General features: G+C 62.8%; 17 protein-coding genes. 8 read left to right on the top strand and 9 right to left on the bottom strand.

Going from position 1 to position 18,979, the window contains the following annotated elements; translation table 11 throughout:
• Positions 1-31 precede the first annotated feature (31 nt).
• Together ESZ00_RS04755 and ESZ00_RS04750 are read right to left on the bottom strand one after the other, a co-directional pair.
• Positions 32-844 carry a fumarylacetoacetate hydrolase family protein gene (locus ESZ00_RS04755; protein ID WP_129207006.1) on the bottom strand — a complete coding sequence of 271 codons (813 nt, stop codon included), beginning with the start codon at positions 842-844 and terminating at the stop codon, positions 32-34.
• A 27-nt stretch (positions 845-871) separates the two neighbouring features.
• Positions 872-1,987 carry a fibronectin type III domain-containing protein gene (locus ESZ00_RS04750; protein WP_129207005.1) on the bottom strand — a complete coding sequence of 372 codons (1,116 nt, stop codon included), beginning with the start codon at positions 1,985-1,987 and terminating at the stop codon, positions 872-874.
• A 148-nt stretch (positions 1,988-2,135) separates the two neighbouring features.
• Here ESZ00_RS04750 and ESZ00_RS04745 point away from each other — a divergent pair, with 148 nt between their 5' ends.
• Entirely contained in the window at positions 2,136-2,612 is a 477-nt protein-coding gene (locus ESZ00_RS04745; RefSeq protein WP_129207004.1) for a hypothetical protein, read from the top strand.
• Positions 2,613-2,848: 236 nt separating this feature from the next.
• On the opposite strand, the gene ESZ00_RS04740 is transcribed toward ESZ00_RS04745, so the two are convergent.
• Positions 2,849-3,799 carry a TIGR01777 family oxidoreductase gene (locus tag ESZ00_RS04740; RefSeq protein WP_129207003.1) on the bottom strand — a complete coding sequence of 317 codons (951 nt, stop codon included), beginning with the start codon at positions 3,797-3,799 and terminating at the stop codon, positions 2,849-2,851.
• 145 nt (positions 3,800-3,944) lie between these two features.
• Here ESZ00_RS04740 and ESZ00_RS04735 point away from each other — a divergent pair, with 145 nt between their 5' ends.
• On the top strand, positions 3,945-4,778 hold the full coding sequence (locus tag ESZ00_RS04735) for a helix-turn-helix domain-containing protein (protein ID WP_308419042.1): 834 nt from the start codon (positions 3,945-3,947) through the stop codon (positions 4,776-4,778).
• Positions 4,779-4,815: 37 nt separating this feature from the next.
• Here the strand turns inward: ESZ00_RS04735 and ESZ00_RS04730 are convergent, their stop codons facing one another.
• Entirely contained in the window at positions 4,816-5,370 is a 555-nt protein-coding gene (locus ESZ00_RS04730; RefSeq protein WP_229740959.1) for a 5' nucleotidase, NT5C type, read from the bottom strand.
• A 35-nt stretch (positions 5,371-5,405) separates the two neighbouring features.
• Entirely contained in the window at positions 5,406-6,173 is a 768-nt protein-coding gene (locus tag ESZ00_RS04725) for a zinc ribbon domain-containing protein (protein ID WP_129207002.1), read from the bottom strand.
• Positions 6,174-6,332: 159 nt separating this feature from the next.
• Between ESZ00_RS04725 and ESZ00_RS04720 the strand changes: the two genes are divergently transcribed.
• Both ESZ00_RS04720 and ESZ00_RS04715 read left to right on the top strand, forming a co-directional pair.
• Positions 6,333-8,594: a DPP IV N-terminal domain-containing protein gene (locus tag ESZ00_RS04720; RefSeq protein WP_129207001.1), complete on the top strand. Its 2,262-nt coding sequence runs from the start codon at positions 6,333-6,335 to the stop codon at positions 8,592-8,594.
• A complete protein-coding gene (locus ESZ00_RS04715; RefSeq protein ID WP_129207000.1) occupies positions 8,594-9,484 on the top strand; it encodes an MBL fold metallo-hydrolase in 891 nt (296 codons plus the stop codon). Before ESZ00_RS04720 ends, ESZ00_RS04715 begins: the two co-directional genes overlap by 1 nt.
• Before the next feature lie 258 nt (positions 9,485-9,742).
• Here ESZ00_RS04715 and ESZ00_RS04710 read toward each other — a convergent pair whose 3' ends face one another.
• The 4 genes from ESZ00_RS04710 to ESZ00_RS20020 form a co-directional block, all read right to left on the bottom strand.
• Positions 9,743-11,323: a S53 family peptidase gene (locus tag ESZ00_RS04710; RefSeq protein WP_129206999.1), complete on the bottom strand. Its 1,581-nt coding sequence runs from the start codon at positions 11,321-11,323 to the stop codon at positions 9,743-9,745.
• Positions 11,324-11,418: 95 nt separating this feature from the next.
• Positions 11,419-11,859 carry a cupin domain-containing protein gene (locus ESZ00_RS04705; RefSeq protein WP_229740958.1) on the bottom strand — a complete coding sequence of 147 codons (441 nt, stop codon included), beginning with the start codon at positions 11,857-11,859 and terminating at the stop codon, positions 11,419-11,421.
• Between the two features lie 162 nt (positions 11,860-12,021).
• Positions 12,022-13,623 carry an acyl-CoA carboxylase subunit beta gene (locus tag ESZ00_RS04700; RefSeq protein WP_129206998.1) on the bottom strand — a complete coding sequence of 534 codons (1,602 nt, stop codon included), beginning with the start codon at positions 13,621-13,623 and terminating at the stop codon, positions 12,022-12,024.
• 143 nt (positions 13,624-13,766) lie between these two features.
• Positions 13,767-13,937, bottom strand: coding sequence for a hypothetical protein (locus tag ESZ00_RS20020; RefSeq protein ID WP_164981346.1), 171 nt, complete (start codon positions 13,935-13,937; stop codon positions 13,767-13,769).
• 234 nt (positions 13,938-14,171) lie between these two features.
• Between ESZ00_RS20020 and ESZ00_RS04695 the strand changes: the two genes are divergently transcribed.
• The 4 genes from ESZ00_RS04695 (at position 14,172) to ESZ00_RS04680 (ending at position 18,382) form a co-directional block, all read left to right on the top strand.
• Positions 14,172-15,488, top strand: coding sequence for a DNA polymerase Y family protein (locus tag ESZ00_RS04695; RefSeq protein WP_129206997.1), 1,317 nt, complete (start codon positions 14,172-14,174; stop codon positions 15,486-15,488).
• Between the two features lie 132 nt (positions 15,489-15,620).
• A complete protein-coding gene (locus tag ESZ00_RS04690; protein ID WP_164981345.1) occupies positions 15,621-16,100 on the top strand; it encodes a GNAT family N-acetyltransferase in 480 nt (159 codons plus the stop codon).
• 61 nt (positions 16,101-16,161) lie between these two features.
• Positions 16,162-17,133 (top strand): tRNA glutamyl-Q(34) synthetase GluQRS, encoded by a 972-nt coding sequence (gene gluQRS / locus ESZ00_RS04685; protein WP_229740957.1) that lies wholly within the window; start codon positions 16,162-16,164, stop codon positions 17,131-17,133.
• A gap of 367 nt (positions 17,134-17,500) precedes the next feature.
• A complete protein-coding gene (locus ESZ00_RS04680) occupies positions 17,501-18,382 on the top strand; it encodes a VWA domain-containing protein (RefSeq protein ID WP_164981344.1) in 882 nt (293 codons plus the stop codon).
• The last annotated feature ends 597 nt before the right edge of the window (positions 18,383-18,979 follow it).

The raw sequence follows: 18,979 nt of genomic DNA, 5'->3' as shown, positions 1-18,979 counted from the left end.
CTTGCTGTTGCGCGGTTTTGGCGTCGATCGCTTATGAGGCGCTGTGGGTTACCGGATTCTGAAGAGCGCCGAGTCCGGGAATCCGGACTTCGACAATATCGCCGGAATGAAGAGGAGCCACGCCGGCCGGTGTGCCGGTGGCGATCAGGTCGCCGGGCTCGAGGGTCATGGCGGCGGTGATGTAGCGCAACAGGTCGGGAATCGAAAAGATCAGATCTCGCGTGTGACCATGCTGGCGGCGCTCACCGTTCAGCCAGGTTTCAATCCCGACGCTGGCCGTAAGGTCGAGCTCATCGCTCACGATCGGTCCGACCGGGCAGAAGGTATCGAATCCCTTGGCGCGAGCCCACTGGCCGTCGGTCTTCTGCAGATCACGGGCGGTCACATCGTTCACCAGCGTGTAGCCGCGGAGATAGTCGAAAGGATTGTCTCCGGAACCAAGATTCCGGGCGCGTCTGCCGATCACCAGCCCCAGTTCGCCCTCGAAGTCCACGCGTTCGGACTGTGACGGGAGCTGGATCGCCTCACCGGGAGCGAGAAGCGCGGACGAAGGTTTGAAGAAGAGCAGCGGCTGCTTCGGCACCTCATTGCCGAGCTCTGCGGCATGGTCGCGATAATTGCGGCCCACGCAGACGATCTTGCGCGGCACGACGGGGCTGAGCAGGCGGGCCGAGGTGAGCGGTAGAGGTTCGAAGGCTCCGGCAGGCGCTAACCGAACCCAGGGATCTTCTTCGAAAGGCTCGATCAGGCGTTCGATCCAGCGCTCGCCTCCAGATGCGCCGTTGCGATCGGAAACGAGGCCGTACTGCGGGCCGGACGCGGTGAGAAAGCGGCAGTATTGCATGCGTGATTCAGCATACTGCCGCGCAAGCTATTGGGTCTGCGGCAATCCTTCTTCTACTTCCGGGGAGCGGGCACTTTCGTTGCCGTCGTGGTCGATGGCGCTTACTGAATAGGCATAGCGATGTCCGGCCTGCGCCTTCGTATCTCGGAACGAGGGCGAAACCACGGCGTCAGGGCCGTCGGGCGAGATGCGCACCGGTGCCTCCGAGGAGCCGGCATCGCGCCGATAGACCCGGTAGCCGGCGAGATCGGGCTCGGTGCCGGGCGACCAGGAGAGATCGATGGAGCCGGCATCGGCGTCCGGCACCGCCTGGAGGTCGGTGGGGACGCGCGGCGGGAAGGTGTCGCGGGCATCGAGGGTCACCGTGGCGCTGGGCGCGCTGGTGATTTCGATGTCATGGCCGGAAAAGGAGTAATGAGCGACCCGGTCAACCTCGTAGTGATACGTGTGATCGAGGGCGGCATCGCGATCGAGCGCGTTGCCCTTGTCCTTGCCTGAAAGCTCGAGAATCTGCTGCTCGGGTGCGGGCACGCCGGCGCTTTCATCGGGCTTCACGGCCTTGGCCTTGGGATCGGTAACCAGCTCGCGGTGGATGCGGAAGGTATTGTTTCCCGGCTGCTGCGCCCAGCTAAGAACGATACCGTCTGCGCTGGTATGGGCGCCGAGGTCTTCCACCCTGCCGGGTGCCTCGCCTGCGGCCAGAAAGACATGGTTCGAGGGACCGGCATCCTTACCGGCGTGATTTTTGAGCTCGACGGTATAGACCAGCTGTTGTGCCGGCCCCGTGGCCAGCACGGCAGGAAGGTGATCGGTGTAGGACGCCTTCGCCTGCGGCTCGACGAGGATTTCTCCAGCGCTCTGGCAGGGGCCATTATCGAGATGGCGGCAGATCACGACCCGTTGATGGCCCTTGAGCATGACCTTTTCGGTGTCGCGCTTGGGCATCGTCCAGTGCAGCGAGACCTCGTTGCCGGCGCGGCTGCCGGTGAGGTCGGTGACCGGGGCAGGCAGCTTGAGGCTGGGAGGCATGGGCGAAGCTTCCATGCCGCAACCCGTCATCCAGAACAGGGCAGCAGCGGCGGGAGCCGTAATCACAGCGGGAGAAAAACGGAGCATGCTGAACAGACGAGTCTTGCCACTCATTCTGATTCAGCGTAGCAGGATTGAGAGCCTGCCTGATCCGGTCCTGGCGAAAGCCGCTCCGGTCACCGTTCCAGCCGCTTGTTCCGGGGGCGTACAGTATTTTTTCGGCCTGGAAGCAGGTCACGCCGGGGAGGAACATCTGACAACCATGAGTCCGACTCCGCCTTACCTCGTACAAGCTCTTTCTGGCGGCGGACTGCTCATTACCGAGCAGCCTGCGTATCTCTTCGGAGCATGCTTTGCCGTGCCCGCCATGCTCTCCGCGCTCTTTTTTCTGTATCGTGCGGTTCGCGCCAGGAGTTTTTATCCCCTGCTCGGGATACTCGTTTTTTGCGCACCCTTTTTCTGCGCCAGCGTGCTGGTGACAAAAGCCGGAAGCCTGACCTTAGACAGGAGCAGCAATACGGCCACCTTCCATGTGCCGAAATTTTTCGGATATGACACCTTCACCGTTCCTCTCGACGAAATTCACTTTGCGGAAGTCCGCGACCGGGGGCAGGCGGACTATATCCGGGTTGTGCTCAAGGACGGCAGCGGGTTGAGCTTCAGCGATGCGAACCAGGACACGGGCAACGGCCGCGCTGCACACGCGATCAACCAGTACATCGGATACGACGGAGAATAGAGCGCTTCCCCCGCGGTGGCGCATCGCATACGGGGTCGTGTTCCAACAGGCTCAAGGCCGTATCTACCTGTTCATTTCATTACGCAAATTGTCATCCCGACCGAAGCGAGCCAAAGGCGAGCGAAGTGGAGGGACCTGCGGTTTGCGCCTCTATAAGCGAAGAATTGCAGGTTCCTCCACTCCGCTACGCTGCGGTCGGAATGACAACATCTTCTATCGCTATAGGTAGATACCTCCTAGCGCTCGCCTTCGGGGAGCACGAGTCGCAGAGCCGTGCCGAGATCGGGAGCCTGGAAGCGATATCCGGCCGTAAGTAGGGCCTCGGGGATGGCTCGGGTCGAGGCCAGCAGGGTCTCGTCTGCCATCGGCCCAAGGACAAGGCGCAGCGCGAAGGCCGGAGCCGGCAGGATTGCCGGCCGGCGGAGGCGCCGGGCCAGGGCATGGGTGAAATCGGCGTTGGTCGCCGGCTCGGGCGCGGTGAAGTTGAAGGCCCCGGAAAGATGCCGGTTTTCCGGCGCGAGCAGAAAGAGCAGGGCGGAGACGAGATCGGACAGCGTGATCCAGCTCATCCATAGATGCCTGGGGAGACGGCCAAAGCTGAATGTGCCGCCGAGACCGGCCCGGAAGAGCGGCAGCATCTTCGCCAGCGCGCCGCCGCTTTGATCCAGGACCACGCCGAAGCGCAGGTGCAGGACGCGTCCCGTCGCTTCTCCCGCGGTGCTGGCCGCCTGCTCCCAGAGAGCGCAGGTGTCTGCAAGAAAGCCCTCGCCGCGCGGCGAGCGTTCGCTCAGGAGGTCATCCCCTCGGTTGCCGTAAATGCCTGTAGCTGAGGCACATAGGAACGACTCCGGAGGCTGGCGGAGCTGTGAGAAAATCCGCCCCAGGGCCAGCGTCGTTTCAACGCGGCTGGAGACGATTTCCTGCTTGTAACTGTTGGTCCAGCGGTGGGAGGAGACGTTGGCGCCGGAGAGGTGAATGGCGGCCTGCAAGCCTTCGAGCGGCGAAAGATCGGTAACCGGGCGCTCTGCCGATGGGTCCCAATAGAGGACGGTTTGCCGCGGATCGGAGACTTTTTCCCGCGAAAGCCGCACTGTCTGCATGCCGTGGGCGGTAAAAGCCTGCGCCAAAGCCGTGCCGATCAGGCCGGAGGCCCCGCTGAGCAGGATTCTGTTCTGTGATTCGGGCATGGAAATCACCTTAAGCGGTTGGGATGATGGTATTGGCCGTGCGGAAAGCCTTTGTGGCCATAGAAAAACATATTTCCGTTCTTCTGCATCCCACCACGCAACAGAGTTGGTAGGGCGTGGCAGAGAGACGGCGAGGAAATGCACTATGGCCACCATGCAGGATGAGGGCAAGGTCAGTATCGAAACAAAAGACGGGGCAGAGATGGATATGCGCCCCGATGCAAGGCCGGATACGAAGCCAGACACGAAGATCGATCCGGAGACCGCCGAAGCCTTTATCGCGGAGCGCAAGATCGGCGAGCGCATCAAGCGGCTGCGCCTGAAGAAGTCGATGGGGCTGGTGGAATTGGGCCGGCACACGGGGCTTTCGGCCAGCTTCCTTTCGCAGCTCGAGACCGGCCGCGTCGTGCCGACGCTGCGCAACCTCGCCCGCATCGCCATGGTCTTCAGCAAGGACCTCTCCTACTTCTTCGAGCCCGAGCCGCATACGCTCTTCCGCGTGCATCGAAAGAGTGATCGGGTGCGCCTGCCGCAGACCGGAACCGATGACCCGACCTATTACTTCGAGAGCCTGGGATACATGGTGCCCGACCGCCATATGGATCCTTACTACGCCGAGTTCATTCCCCTCCGGGCGGATAAAGAAGTGCGGCCGCACGTGCATCCGGGCTATGAATTTCTCTACATGCTGCAGGGAGAGCTGCAGATCCGGCACGGGGACAAGGCACACGTGCTGGAGGCTGGAGACAGCGTCTACTTCGATGCGAGCACGCCCCACGCCTATCGCTGTGCGGGCTCGATTCCGGCAGTGGCGCTTATCGTGACCATGCACCAGCAGCACCTGATGCAGAGTGCCGCAGCGCGTCCTCTGGCATCTGCGGGGAGTGCCGGACGGGGCAGCCAGCATGGAGGTGCCGCGCCTGTCCCGGCAGCGCGTTCGCTCGATCGCGATTTGATGCAGGCGAAGCCGCTGGGCTAGAACGAGACAGAAGGCAGGACACCAAAACGGTCCCGCTCTATTTCTCGACCTGGTCCAGCACGAAGTTGGGCACGAAGATCCGGGCTACCTGCGCCCAGTTATCCACGCGGCGAAAGCCGGAGATGCCGAGGTTGTGCGGCGCGCTGTAGAGAATGCCTTCCCCCTGGAAGCGGCGGAAGTGGAGCGGCTGATCGTCGATCAGGTAGTCGGCGTGGAGAATGCTCTTGTCGCCGCAGAAGACAAAATTTCGCGGGTTCAGCCAGGGAAAGTGCCGGCGCAGCCAGCGGTACTTCGGTCCGAAGGAATTCGGAAACTCCATGGCTGCCGTGGCGATGAAGACGTCGTAGTCCTTTACCAGCTCGCGCACCACGCGCTGGCTGTCTTCGATGACCGGCAGGTCTTCGAAGAAGTCCTCTGAGCGCAGGTAGCCTTCGAGGCGCTCGTGGCGGTCCGAGGAGACGATCTCCCAGAGCCATTTGCCCTTGAGATCGCCCTTGGTGATGGCTTCTTCGTGGTCGCGATTGTAGCGGGCGAGGTGTTCGCCGAGTGTGTCGGCCAGCACTTCGTCCATATCGATGCAGATACGCTTCATGCAGTCGGTTCCCGTTAAGCCCTGTGCCGGGCTTTTTATTGAGCCTTGTTGCGCAGCGCGCCGGGCGCGGCATCCGGCGCAGCGGCTTCTTCCTGATCGTGATAGAGCAACCGGCCGCAGCTTTCGCAGGGCAACAGCTCCCCGGCACGAATCTGGTTCCACAGCTGCGGCCGCACGCCCATCTGGCAGGCGGTGCAGCGCTGATTCTCGACGGCGGCGAGCGCCGTGCCCTTGGATTTTGCCAGGCGGTCGTAGGTGGCAAGACGGGCATCTCCGTCCTGCGTGTTGATGATCTGAGCGCGATAAAGCTGACGGTCTTTCTCGAGTGCTTCGAGGCGCTGCTTTTGCTGCACCGTCGTGGCGGCCGCGGCTTCCTTCTCCAGCTCGACGACGCGAGTGTAGTCGGAGAGCTCCTGCCGGGTCTTCGCGAGCTGCGCTTCGAGCTGCTCGGATTTCTCCATGCTTTCGAGCTCGCGATCTTCGATGCGGCCGATCTCGGCTTCGGCAAAGCTGATCTCATGCTGCAGCGCCTTGAACTGCTCGTTGGTTTTGACGCTCGAGGACTGATCGCGGAACTTTACGATCTTCTGCTGCTGGTCCTTGAGGTCGCTTTCCATGCGGCGGCGCGCAGCCTCTTCGTCCTTCAGTGCATGCTCGGACTGGGTAACGGCAGTCTTCTGGCGAGTGAGCTTTTCTTCGAGCGAGGCGAGCTTCTGCGGTAGAGCTGCAAGCTCCGTGCGGAGACGGGAGATGGCCTGATCGGTTTCCTGGAGTTGGACCAGCGAGAGAAGTTCGTCCTTCATGATCTGAAATGCAGTCTATACCCTGCGCGCAGCAGCCGAAGGCAAAAGGCCTGGACGGCCAGTCCCCGGTAGAATGGCGTTGCTGGATACTGCGTACGGCCGCGCGCTTCCCCACGCTCCCTCGGCTGTGCCATAAGATTCCTTGTTCCTGGAGCTGCCTTGCGTTTCTTTCACGTTGTGTCCCTGCTCGCCGTCGCATCCACCGCTCTGCTTGCCACCCTGCCGATTGCCGCGCAGTCATCGCAGACACATCCCTGGACGATCAAAGAGATCTTCGGCGGCGAAAGCCTGACCGGCGATGCGCCCGGCGATATCAGCTGGTCGCCGGACGGGAAGCGGGCGACCTACATCGCCGATAGCGGTGACGTCATGCAGATCGACACGGCCGACGGCAAGCTGACTACGCTGGTGCAGGCGCAGAAGATCGCGCGGCTGCTGAATGCGCCACTGCGTGAGAAGGACCGCGACCATCGCAATCGTTATAACCAGCCGGACTACATCTGGTCGCCCGACTCGACGCATATGCTCTTCAACACCGATGGCGAGCTGTGGAATTACGACCTCGCCAGCGGTCAGGGCGCGACGATCGGCAACACCGGCATGCAGAGCGGGGACGATCCGAAGTTTTCGCCGGACGGCGCGCGTGTCTCCTATGTGCGCGACCACAATCTCTACGTGCAGCCGGTGAAGGCTGGCGGTGCGGCCGTGGCGCTGACCGCGACGAAGGAGCCGACGCTGCTCAACGGCGAGATCGACTGGGTCTATCTCGAAGAACTGGATACGCGAAGCAATTATTTCTGGTCGCCGGATTCGAAGCAGATCGCCTATCTGCAGGTGGATGAGGCAAAGGTGCCCGAGTATCCGCTCACCGACTGGATTCCCGTGCATGCGACGGTGGATGAACAGCGCTACCCGCAGCCGGGCGATCCGAATCCCGGCGTGCGTGTGGGCGTGGTGAGCGCCGAGGGCGGCGCAACGCAATGGCTGAAGATCCCGCTGAGCACCGGCAATGACTATATTCCGCGCTTCGGCTGGGTGAGCTCGCATGTGGTGTGGGTTGAAGTGCTGACACGCGATCAGAAGCACCGCGATCTCTACTTTGCGGACACGCGCACCGGCGCGGTGAAGCGCGTGCTGGCCGAGACCGAGCCTAAGTACTTCACCATTGCCTATGACTTCATCTTCGTTGGCGATCACCAGTTCCTGAACACGGGCTGGCAGGATGGCTATACGCACATCTACCGTTACACCTTTGACGCGGCGCATCCGCTGGGCGAAGAAGTAAAGCCTGCGGGTGAGCTGGAGCACGGAGAATACGAGGTCTCGGAGATCAAAGCGGTCGATGAGGCGAAGGGCACCGTCTACTACCTCTCGAACGAAGGCAATCCCCGCGATCAGCAGGTGTGGGCGGTGCAGCTCGACGGCACGGGCAAGCGGCGTGTGACGCAAACGGACGGCTTTCACGATCCTGAGTTTGCGCAGAAGGGTGGCGCATTCATTGACACCTCTTCGACGCTGATCACGCCGCCGGTGGTGAGCTATTGCACGGGTAGCGGGACTGGCGCCGGCGCATGCACGCCGTTCTGGCGCTCGCACGCGGTTGCCGGACATACCGTGGTGCCTCCGGTGAATCTCGAACTGACCGCTGCCGACGGCAAGACGAAGCTCTTCGGCACGCTGCAGCTGCCGGTGGGCGAGCGCGCTGCGGCGAGTGTGCCGCTGATCGTGAACCCTTATGGCGGTCCCGGCGTAGGCACGGCGAAGAACAAGTATGGCAACCGCGGCTGGTACTTCGATCAGTTGCTGGCCGAGCATGGCTTCGCAGTGTTGCACGTGGACAATCGCGGCATGGCCGGTCGCGGCCGCGACTTCGAGCAGGCGGCGTATCACAGCTTCGGACCTGCGGAACTCGCCGACCAGCTCGCGTCCGTGGATCAGGTGCTGGCGAAGTATCCGCAGATTGACGGCCATCGTATGGGCTGGTGGGGATGGAGCTGGGGCGGCAGCTTCACGCTCTACGCGCTGAGCCACTCGGATCGTTTCCTTGCCGGCGGGAGCGGCGCGCCGGTGACGGACTGGCGTCTCTACGACTCGATCTACACTGAGCGTTACATGGGCCTGCCTTCGGAGGATGCGAAGGCGTACCATGACGACTCCGACGTGAATAGCGCCGACAGGATTCACGGCCACATCGTGATCTTCCACGGCACCGGCGACGACAACGTGCACCTGGGCAACACCGTGCAGTACATCCAGAAGCTGATCGATGCCGGGATTCCGTACGACTACAACATCTTTCCGCGCAAGACGCATTCCGTTGCCGGACCGGAGGCGCAGACCGAGCTGCACATCCGGCTGCTGCAGCAGTTCGAGCAGTATGTGATGCATCCAGAGCTCGGGAAGGATGAGCAGGGGCAGTAATGATCGCTTCTCCCACTCCGGACGATCTTGTCCGCGCACGAGCTGCGCTTGGCGACTTCGAGCTGATGGTGCTCACCGACGGCGCGTACAAGCTCGACGGCGGAGCCATGTTCGGCGTGGTGCCGAAGACGATGTGGGAGAAGCGGCTGCCGGCCGATGCGCGTAACCTCGTCACGCTGGGGCTGAACACGGTCGTCGTCCGCACCGGGAAGCATACGGTGGTGATCGAAACCGGCATCGGCAACAAGCTGAGCGAGAAGATGCGCGGCGTCTTCGAGACGAAGCAGCTTCTGCCATCCTCCTTCGCCGCCGCGGGTATTCATCCGGAAGAGGTCGATGTGGTCATCAACACGCATCTGCATTTCGACCATTGCGGCTGGAACACGACGCTCACAGCGTCCGGCAAAGTTGTGCCGACCTTCCCCAACGCGCGCTACTTCGCGCATCAGGGTGAGGTCGAGCACGGCCATCTGCAGCTCGAGCGCGATACCGTGAGCTATACCAGCGCAAACTATGATCCCCTGGTTGAGAGCGGGCAGATGACATTGCTTGAGACGAAGCCTGCTCAGGTGGACGAGATTGTGCCCGGCATCTTCGTCGAGTGCTTTCCCGGACACACGGCGCAGACGCTGGCCGTGCATATCGACTCAGGTGGCCAGCGCGCCTGCTATATCTCGGACCTCATTCCGACCAGCGCGCATCTCGATGTGACGTGGGGCATGGGCTACGATCTCGATCCGCTGCGGGTGATCGAAGAGCGCAAGCGGTTTTATGCGCGCGCCATTCCCGAGCGCTGGCTGGTACTCTTCACGCACGACCACGACCGCCCCATGGGCTACGTGCGCTGGAATGACAAAGGCAAACCAGCCTGCTTCGCGCAGGGCGAATAGCCTTCGGCCTCCGCTCCCTCTGGTCGCGATCCGTGGCTTGGTTTCTCTGCATCGGCAAAGAAGCAGGGTGCCCCGTCCAAGCTCCGCTTGGCGGGAGGCGAGAACCGCGGGTGCCCCACGTCTCGATTCCGAGACGTGGGATTTTTATTTGAGCCCTGAGCCCTGGATCGCGACCAGAGGGAGCGGAGGCCGAAGGCGTAAGGCCGGGACGGCCAGTCCGCCGAAGGCGGATCGCCCTGCGCGCAGCAGCCCAGAGCCTTACTGCACTCCGAGCGCCGTCGCGATAGCCGTGCCTTTCGGTGAGCCGAGACCGGTGCAGGCATCCCAGCCGGTGGTGGCTTCATAGCCGCCATTTCCGCCGGAGATGTCGTTGTTCCCCTGCGTAATGTCGTTGAAGGCCGAGGTCGCGCCATACAGCGTGGGGTTCACGAAGCCGGCCTTCGAGCCCTTGAGCTGATTGATGATGGCGATGAGCGCGGCCCACAGCGGAGCGACGGCGCTGGTGCCGCCGACCACCTCCTGCTGTCCATCGACGAGGACGTTATACCCCGAAGCCGGCGACGCATCGCCCGCAACATCCGGCACGCCGCGTCCGGTGAGTGCAGAGGCCGCTCCGCTGCCGGTGGTTGCCTGCAGGCCGTTCTGCCAGGTAGGCACGGCGAAGGCCGTGCTGACGCCGCCTCCGGTCGATCCGCCGTTCGACCCGTCATTCCACACCACTTCGCTGGCGATGGCATTGCCGCTGACGGAAATATGCGTGCCGCCGCAGGCCAGCACGTAGGGGCTGGATGCAGGGAAATCGACGACGTTGGAGTTGGTGCCGTCCACCGATCCGCCATCTCCGGCGGCGACGGTGATGGTGACGCCAAGCGCCCCGGCCGACTGGCAGGCGCTATCGAGCGCGGTGAGCGAAGACTGTGCCCAGCTGGTCTCCGGGCCGCCCCAGCTGATGGAGATCACCGAAGGCGAGTTAGTGGTGTCATGCACCGCCGTGGTGATGGCGTCGATGAATCCCTGATCGGTGTTGGTGGTGAAGTAGACGGCAATCTTCGCGCCGGTTGCGATGGAGCCGACAACCTGGATATCGAGGTCCACTTCGCCATCGGCGTCGCTGCCGGTGGAATTTGTGCCTCCATCGACCGAGACAGCAACGATGGTGGGCGGTGTGATGCCGAGGCCATTGAAGTAGGTATTCAGATCGGAGGTGTTATATCCGCCGCCCAGCTCGATGATCCCGACGGTCTGGCCTGCTCCGGTGCCGTTGGGAAATCCGTAGAACGCAGCCACCTGATTGGGATTGAAGCTGGTGTCTCCGCCGGCAGCTGCTGCCGCAGCCACTCCGTGCGCCTTCTGCCGCACCCGGAAGTGCGGAGTGGCAATCGGTCGCGCATCGAGACCCAGCACGGCTTCGATGGCCGAAGCATGCTCATCCGGCAGCGAGAGCGTGCCCGTGAAGCCGTGAAACTTGTGGCCGGTCCTGGTGGTGTAGTCGTGCAGCGTAACGCCGAAGGCCAGCTGCATCGCCTGAGCCGTGCCGCGCAGCACGATGGTGCGGCGGGCGAGGCTGGAAGCGGATTCATCGACGGTGAGCCCATGCTGGTGGGCGAAGCTGCGAATCTGATCGAAGTCCGCCGGGGAGGCGGCATACTTTTCCGCGAACTCCTCGTGCGAAAGATGACGGCCGCCCAGTTCGTGCAGTTGCAGAGGGTTTTTGCGGCGCACCATGACCGAGACGGTAATGATCTGCTGCGGCGGAGTGGGGCCAACGATGGAAGCGTTATGGGGAGCCTTGCGCTCGCTGTGGGTGAGAGAGACGCGCTTGACCGAGGAGTTCGTCATAAAAGCACCTTTGGGGGTAGTCGTGCATGGAAATTCGCGGGGATGGTCGGCGCTGTCCCCGCATCCTCTGCCAGTTTCTGGGGACGGGAAATACTTTACCCGAATCCCTTCAGGCTGACGTCAATTCCTGGGCGTTGCGTGGCACCTTCGTCACCTGCCGCGCAACGCTCAGGCAAAAATGAGTTGGATGCAGGTGCGGGCTCGCGGTCCCCGTGACTGGGCGGAGAAGAAATGACGAGGAACCGGACGTCGGCAGAGGATTCATTGCGGGCCTGGTGCGTCGCACCGGGGACAATCTCCAGCCCCTGGCCCGCGGTAAGGCGATGCAGATGGTCTTCGAGCTCCATGGTGAACTCCCCGGCCAGCACGTAGAAGAACTGCCGCGCGCGGTGATGCAGGTGGCGCTGCTCGGCGGTGCCGGGCGGCATGCGCTCTTCAATCACGCTGAGACCTTCCTGCTTGACGAGGTGCCAGCCGTCGCAGACCTCTCCCCATACATAGTGATTCGCTTCCGATGGCTGTATCGCCTCTGCCACGTTCCTCCTCGCAGTGGTGGTTGGAATATGAAATTCGATTCTCCCATCTTGGAATCGAAACGTGGCCACCGGGTTCTCGCTTCCCCCTCAAACAGAACGTGAAGGGGCCAGCATGGGCGGGGCACCCTGGTTTTACGCTGTATCTGAGCCCTGAGCCCTGAGTTAGAGCGGAATATTCCCATGCTTCTTCGGCGGATTTTTATCCCGCTTGCCCTCGAGCATCTCGAGGGCTCGGATGAGTCGGTGCCGGGTTTCTCTCGGCCGGATGACGGCGTCGACATAGCCGCGCTCGGCGGCCACGTAGGGGTTGGCAAACTGCTCGCGGAACTCATGCGCCTTCGCGGCGCGGGCTTCGGCGAGGATGGCAGTCTTTTCTTCTTCGGTAAGAGCGCGTTCGTGCCCGGCCTCGCGCACTGCCTGCTCCAGCTCGCGGCCGTAGACGATATTGACCGCGCCCTCCGGGCCCATGACCGCAATCTCCGCAGTGGGCCAGGCAAGATTGAGGTCGGTGCGGATGTGCTTCGAGCTCATCACGCAGTACGCGCCGCCATAGGCCTTGCGGGTGATGACGGTGAGCTTGGGCACGGTCGCCTCGGCGAAAGCATAGAGAAGCTTGGCGCCGTGGCGGATGATGCCGCCATACTCCTGCTGCGTGCCGGGCAGAAAGCCGGGCACATCTTCGAGCGTGATCAGCGGAATATTGAAAGCGTCGCAGAAGCGCACGAAGCGCGCGCCTTTCACGCTGGCATCGATATCCAGCACCCCGGCGAGAAAGGCCGGCTGGTTGGCGACGATGCCCACGGAGCGGCCGTTCATGCGCGCGAAGCCGACGACGAGATTGCGGGCGAAGTGTTCGTGCACCTCGAAAAAATAGCCGTCGTCGACGATGCGGGTGATGACGTCCTTGATGTCGTAGGGCTGGTTCGACTCGGGGGGCACGAGTGTGTCGAGCGCGGCATCGGCGCGGTCGGCCGGGTCCAGTGTCGCGCGCCGCGGCGGATCATCGAGATTATTCGAGGGCAGGAAGCTGAGCAGTTCGCGCACCATGGCGATGCACTCGCGGTCGTCATGAGCGAGAAAGTGCGCCACGCCGGAGATCTCGTTGTGCGTCGTCGCGCCGCCGAGTTTTTCCTTGGTGACCTCTTCGTGCGTCACGGTCTTGATCACATCCGGCCCGGTGACGAACATGTACGAGGTTTTGTCGACCATCAGCGTGAAGTCGGTGATGGCCGGCGAGTAGACTGCGCCTCCAGCGCAGGGTCCGAGGATGGCCGAGATCTGCGGCACCACGCCGCTGGCCAGCGTGTTGCGCAGGAAGATGTCGGCATAGCCGGCCAGCGAGACGACGCCCTCCTGGATGCGCGCTCCACCCGAGTCGTTGAGGCCGACGATGGGTGCGCCGACGCGCATGGCCATGTCCATGAGTTTGACGATCTTGGCGGCATTGGTCTCGGAGAGCGAGCCACCGAAGACGGTGAAGTCCTGGGCGAAGGCGAAGACGGTGCGTCCATCCACGCGGCCGTAGCCGGTGACGAAACCATCGCCGGGAATGCGCCGCTCGGCCATGCCGAAGTCGTTGCAGCGATGGGTGACGAGCCGGTCGGTCTCCTCGAACGAGTCCTCATCGAGCAGCAGCAGGATGCGTTCGCGGGCGGAGAGCTTGCCCTCGCGGTGTTGCCGCTCCCGGCGCTCGGGGCCGCCGCCTTCCTCGGCTTCACGGTCGCGGCGGGCCAACTCTGCTGCCGGATCGTTGAGGGGTTCCATGGTGACGGATTATAGAGGGCTGCGCATGGGCTGCGCCGGGCAGGGAAAGATGCAGCCGGTGTGGAAAAGCACAGAAAGGGAGGGAGAGTGTGCGCAGGATGCGCTTCCGGCGCTGCCCGGCAGGCCGCCGAGGTGCTGAAAGGCTACAGCGTCTCGTGATGGAAGAGGTCGTCCTCTTCCTTGCACGGACTGCAGGTGCAGCCGACCGCGCAGCAGATCAGGACCGCCACGCCAAGGGTGATCAGAATGGCGGGCAGGTAATCGCTGATCCGTGTCAGGTGTCCGAGAATGTCGTGCATGCGAGTGAACCACATAAGAGCAGCTCCGCTGACTAGGAATCTGAGAATGAACCGATGGTTTCCTGGCAGCGATGGTGGGGGGTAGGCCCATCATCTCACTGTGTTAGACGAAAAGCGACGAAATTTGCCGCAGCTCGCGGAGGTGTATTCGGATTTCGGACGAGAGATATGGGTTGTGAACCGGATTGGGAGTTGCCGAAGATTTTTCGGCCTTGCCTTTTTGGCGAATAAAAGGCGAATATATGGACTATGCCGGAACCGCACCCTTCCGCTGCCGAGCCGCGCATTCGCTGGCTCTTTCTCGACCTGAACTCCTACTTCGCCTCGGTGGAGCAGGAGTTGCGGCCGGAGCTGCGCGGTCGGCCGGTGGCCGTGGTGCCGGTGATGGCGGATACCACCTGCGCCATCGCTGCGAGTTATGAGGCGAAGGCTTTTGGGGTGAAGACCGGTACGCAGGTGGCCGAAGCGCGTCGGCTCTGCCCGGGCATCCAGTTCATTGAAGCCCGGCACGATGTGTATGTGAAGTACCACAAGCGCATCGTCGAGGCGGTGGAGCAGTGTGTGCCCGTGTCGGCGGTGCTCTCGATCGACGAGATGGCCTCCAGCCTGATGGGCCGCGAGCAGCCGCTGCGGGCGGCGCTCGCGCTGGCGCGGCGGGTCAAGCAGGCGCTGCGTGAGCAGGTAGGTGAGACGCTGCGCTGCTCGATCGGACTCGCGCCGAACCGTTATCTCGCGAAGATTGCCTCGGACATGGAGAAGCCGGACGGGCTGGTGGCGCTGACGCCGGACCTGCTGCCCGGTGCGCTTGAGCGCCTTAAATTGCGCGACCTGCCCGGCGTCGGCGCGCGCATGGAGAAGCGGCTGCATAGGGCCGGCATCCGCACCATGGAGGAGCTGTTGAAGCTCGACCGCGAGCGGATGAACGCCGCCTGGGGAGGCATCCAGGGCGAGAAGCTGTGGTATTGGTTGCGCGGCGAGGATTTTCACGACGCGGCGCTCGCGCACAAGAAGTCGATCAGCCAGAGCCACGTGCTTCCGCCCGAGCTGCGCACTCTGGAGGGCTGCTATGCGGTGGCGCAGAAGCTGCTGCACAAGGCGGCGACGCGGCTGCGCGCCGAGCGCCTGTGGACGGCGAGCGTGGCGCTCGGCATCCGGTTCCAGGTTCCTCGTACCGTAGCCCCGGGCACCGAGGCCCAGCGGCTGCATTCTTCCGGCATCCCGCAGGAGGGATGGTCGCAGGGGACCGCGGTCGTCGAATGCCAGGACAGCCAGACGCTGGTGGAGGCGCTGCGCCGGCTGTGGGAGCTGTGTCCCAAGGATGCGCGGCATCGGAAGCCGTTCTATGTGGGCGTATGGCTGGGTAACCTGGTGCCGGATCACCTGCATACGCTCGACCTCTTCGGCAATCTTGAGCGCGAGTCGAAACGCACGCGGCTGACCACGGCGATGGACTCTCTGAACGCGCGATACGGGCTCACCACGCTGATGCCGGCGAGCATGCTGCTGGCCAAGGAGGCAGCGCCGACGCGCATCGCGTTTACGAACATTCCGGATCTGTTCGAATAATTGACAGTGGCCCATTCAAGCCCGCAGTTGGCTTGAGTGGGGAAACGACCGGGTGCCCCACGTCTCGATTCTGAGACGTGGGAGAGTATGAACCTGTCATCTCTGGTAAGCGGGGGCTGTGGAGGATTTTCCATGAGCATCGTGCTGCGCATGGCCGAAGACGCGGATTTTCCCGTTATGGCGGAGTTGCGTGCCGCGGCATGGGGAGAGCGCGAGTTCTGGATGGAGCGCCTGATCCGCTATCGGCTCGGCCAGCACTCCCCGCAGCATGCGCTCCTGGAACGAGCGATCTTCGTAGCGGACGATGCGGGCAGCGTGGTGGGGTTCGTCGCCGGACATCGTACGCGAAGGTTTGACTGCGACGGTGAACTGCAATGGATCAACGTCGTCGCACACCGGCGCGGCGAGGATGTCGCTGTTCGGCTCATGTCACGCATGGGCGTGTGGTTCGTGGAGCAACAGCTGAGCCGTGTCTGCGTGAATGTCGATCCTGCGAACAGAGTGGCGCGACGGCTCTACGCAAGATGCGGCGCACAGGCACTCCATGAGCAGTGGATGGTCTGGGAGGATGCACGGACCATGGCCGAAAGCGTTTCGGCAGACGGACTGTGATCCCACGTCTCAAATGCGAGACATGGGGCACCCGGTGTGTCTTCGTTGTGCAGGCGAGATAATGAAGAGGACTTTCTGCCGCATGCTGAACCCGCTCACACTTCTCGCCGACAGGCAGCGCACCTACCGCGGACGCCTCGCGCCCTCGCCGACCGGCCTGCTGCATGTCGGTCACGCGGCGACGTTTCTGGCCGCCTACCAGCGGGCAAAGGATGCCGGAGGCGTGCTGGTGCTGCGCAACGAGGATCTCGACACGCAGCGGGCGCGGCCGGAATTTGTCACCGCTATGGTTACAGACCTGCGCTGGCTGGGCATCCACTGGCAGGAAGGGCCGGAGCTCGGCGGCCGCTATCGCCCTTACAGTCAGAGCAAGCGGCGCACGTTCTATCTCGAGGCATGGCGAAAGTTGCGCGATGGCGGATGGATCTATCCCTGCCGCTGCTCGCGCAAGGATCTGGCTGCGGCCGTCGGTGCGCCCCACGAAAGCCAGGAACAAGGGGGCGAGGACGACGAGCCGCGCTATCCGGGCACGTGCCGTCCGCTACCGGTAATGCCCGGTGCGGGATTTTCCAATCAGGATGAGAAGCCGCGCCCTTACGACGAGCCTGCCGGCGTGAACTGGCGTTTCCGCGTGCCCGATGGGCGTGCGATCGAGTTTGACGACATCCACTTCGGTCCGCAGCGCTACGTGGCAGGGCGCGACTTCGGCGATTTTCTGGTGTGGCGGCGCGACGATGTGCCGAGCTATCAGCTGGCCTGCGTGGTCGACGACGCGGCCATGCGCATCACTGAAGTGGTGCGCGGCGAAGACCTGCTGAAGTCGACCGCGCGTCAGATATTGCTTTACGAGGCGCTGGGGCTCGAGCCGCCGCGCTGGTATCACTGTCCGCTCATCCGCGATAAGGATGGAAACCGGCTGGCGAAGCGGCACAATGCGCTGGCCCTGCGTACGCTGCGCGAGATGGGACGCGACCCGCATGATCTGCGCCTCGCGCTGCTGGGCATGCCGAGCCGCATCGCCCCTCGTGACTAGCCTGCTTCGCGCAGGACTGGCCGTCCGGGCCCTTCGCTGCGCGTGGCGCTCCCGTTGGTCGCGAACGAAATTTTGCTTTCAAAAATAACCCGGGTGCCCCATCCAAGCTCCGCTTGGGTGGGGAAGCACAAACGTCCGTTCTGCTCCAGGTGGAACAGATTTCACGCCCGGGGAGTGAGACGGAAAGAGTGTGGCTGCGTCGAACAAGCGCATGAAGAACGCTGGAGGGATCAGGAAGCCGGGTCCCCCACGTCTCGATTCTGAAACGTGGGAAGGCGATGCTGTATCCGCTCAAGATTCTTGTCTTCCGCATCTTTTCAAAACGCGTCGCGTCCGGATTCTCATCCTCGTTCTGCTTGCATGCGCTTTGCGTGGCACAGCGCAACAGGATGCATCCTCGCCCTATACGCTGCACGTGCAGGCGAATGAGATTGGCGTGACCTTTCATGCGGTCGATGAGAATAGGCGTCCACTCACACATCTCACTCAGAAGGACATCGAGTTGCGCGAGGACGGCAAGGTGCAGAAGCACATCACCATGCTCAAGTCCTTCGAGGACCTGCCCATCCGGGGCGGCTTTCTCTTCGACGCTAGCCCTTCGATGGAGGGCTCACTGGATGAGAACCGCGCCATCATGCAGATGTATGCCTCGCGGCTGCTCAGGCCAGGCGTAGATCAGGCTTTCGTCGCGCAGTTCGATCAGGATGTGCTTCCGCTTGCCGACTGGACCGACTCCGGTGCGGCTCTTACAGCGGGCGCGGACAAGATCGGATGGCGTGCCAACCGCATTGCGGATACGGCGATCTATGACACCGTCTATCGCGAGTGCCGCGACCGGTGGAGCCAATTCCGCGGCGAGGCCACGGGCAATTTCCTTGTCCTGTTCAGCGATGGAGAAGATAACGCCAGCCGCGTGTACCTGAGCGAAGCGGTCGATATGTGCCAGCGCTCGCGTACGGCCATTTATGCGATCAGCAACAGTCGGCATTCGGCCTTTATTGCGGCCGGGCAACATATGCTTGAGACGCTTGCGGCGCAGACCGGCGGCAAAGTCTTCTATCGCCTCGATGCGGACGCGGCGTGGAAGGTCATGCAGGAGATCGAAGCCGAGCAGCGCAATCAGTACCGGCTCACGTATCTGCCGCCGAACTTCAAAGCCGACGGAAAATTCCATGAGATCCGGCTGCGCTGCCGCACATGCGAGGCAAAGTTCGTGGTCCGCTCCGGCTACTACGCCATGGCGCGGTAACTGGCTGCTGCGCGCAGGGCGAATTGCCTTCGGCACGCGCTCCCGCTGGTCGCGAATGAAATTTTGTTTTTCACTCCATCAGAAAATAAAGCGGGTGGGGAAGCACGCATGTCCGTACCAGAGGTTTCATGCTCTCAAACAGCAGAGAACCCGGGTGCCCCATCCAAGCTCCGCTTGGGTGGGAAGGCACGAACCCCTCTATGCTTGTGTTCTCGGTGGTGCGTTCTGTCGGATTCGCAACCAACGGGAGCGGATCGCCTGGACGGCAGGTCCTCGCCAGGACGCCCGGTCCCGTGCTATGCTGCCTCACAAGTCAGCCATGCAGATGTCCGCCGCCATCCCGGTGATCTTCGCCAGCACTCGTAGCTGGAGCCGGGCGTATGCGCGCGCGATTTCGCCTCGCAAGCATTTGCGTGTGCTGAAGCATCTGCGTGTTTTGCCTTCCAGCGCGCGACCTAGCCTCTTCGGCAGCGCCTAGTCGCCGCTGCCCGCCGCTGCGCTTCTCTTGAGCTACGTACGCTCGAGCACCCGGCGACCGGAAGAAGACTCTCTCACACGAAATCATTCGGCCATCTGCCCGCGCCACATAGGAATGGT

Origin of the sequence: Silvibacterium dinghuense (assembly GCF_004123295.1) — a bacterium.
GTDB lineage: Bacteria > Acidobacteriota > Terriglobia > Terriglobales > Acidobacteriaceae > Silvibacterium > Silvibacterium dinghuense.
The sequence above is the reverse complement of the archived record's forward strand: the minus strand, read 5'-3'. Positions and strand labels throughout refer to the sequence as shown.

What these genes read in the sequence shown, in the direction of transcription:
- ESZ00_RS04745 (WP_129207004.1), top strand. Translation starts at nt 2,136, where the DNA reads ATGAGTCCGACTCCGCCTTACCTCGTACAAGCTCTTTCTGGCGGCGGA.
- ESZ00_RS04740 (WP_129207003.1), bottom strand. Translation starts at nt 3,799, where the DNA reads ATGCCCGAATCACAGAACAGAATCCTGCTCAGCGGGGCCTCCGGCCTG.
- gluQRS (WP_229740957.1), top strand. Translation starts at nt 16,162, where the DNA reads ATGAAGAGGACTTTCTGCCGCATGCTGAACCCGCTCACACTTCTCGCC.
- ESZ00_RS04755 (WP_129207006.1), bottom strand. Translation starts at nt 844, where the DNA reads ATGCAATACTGCCGCTTTCTCACCGCGTCCGGCCCGCAGTACGGCCTC.
- ESZ00_RS04735 (WP_308419042.1), top strand. Translation starts at nt 3,945, where the DNA reads ATGGCCACCATGCAGGATGAGGGCAAGGTCAGTATCGAAACAAAAGAC.
- ESZ00_RS04710 (WP_129206999.1), bottom strand. Translation starts at nt 11,323, where the DNA reads ATGACGAACTCCTCGGTCAAGCGCGTCTCTCTCACCCACAGCGAGCGC.
- ESZ00_RS04700 (WP_129206998.1), bottom strand. Translation starts at nt 13,623, where the DNA reads ATGGAACCCCTCAACGATCCGGCAGCAGAGTTGGCCCGCCGCGACCGT.
- ESZ00_RS04690 (WP_164981345.1), top strand. Translation starts at nt 15,621, where the DNA reads ATGAGCATCGTGCTGCGCATGGCCGAAGACGCGGATTTTCCCGTTATG.
- ESZ00_RS04715 (WP_129207000.1), top strand. Translation starts at nt 8,594, where the DNA reads ATGATCGCTTCTCCCACTCCGGACGATCTTGTCCGCGCACGAGCTGCG.
- ESZ00_RS04750 (WP_129207005.1), bottom strand. Translation starts at nt 1,987, where the DNA reads ATGAGTGGCAAGACTCGTCTGTTCAGCATGCTCCGTTTTTCTCCCGCT.
- ESZ00_RS20020 (WP_164981346.1), bottom strand. Translation starts at nt 13,937, where the DNA reads ATGTGGTTCACTCGCATGCACGACATTCTCGGACACCTGACACGGATC.
- ESZ00_RS04695 (WP_129206997.1), top strand. Translation starts at nt 14,172, where the DNA reads ATGCCGGAACCGCACCCTTCCGCTGCCGAGCCGCGCATTCGCTGGCTC.
- ESZ00_RS04730 (WP_229740959.1), bottom strand. Translation starts at nt 5,370, where the DNA reads ATGAAGCGTATCTGCATCGATATGGACGAAGTGCTGGCCGACACACTC.
- ESZ00_RS04725 (WP_129207002.1), bottom strand. Translation starts at nt 6,173, where the DNA reads ATGAAGGACGAACTTCTCTCGCTGGTCCAACTCCAGGAAACCGATCAG.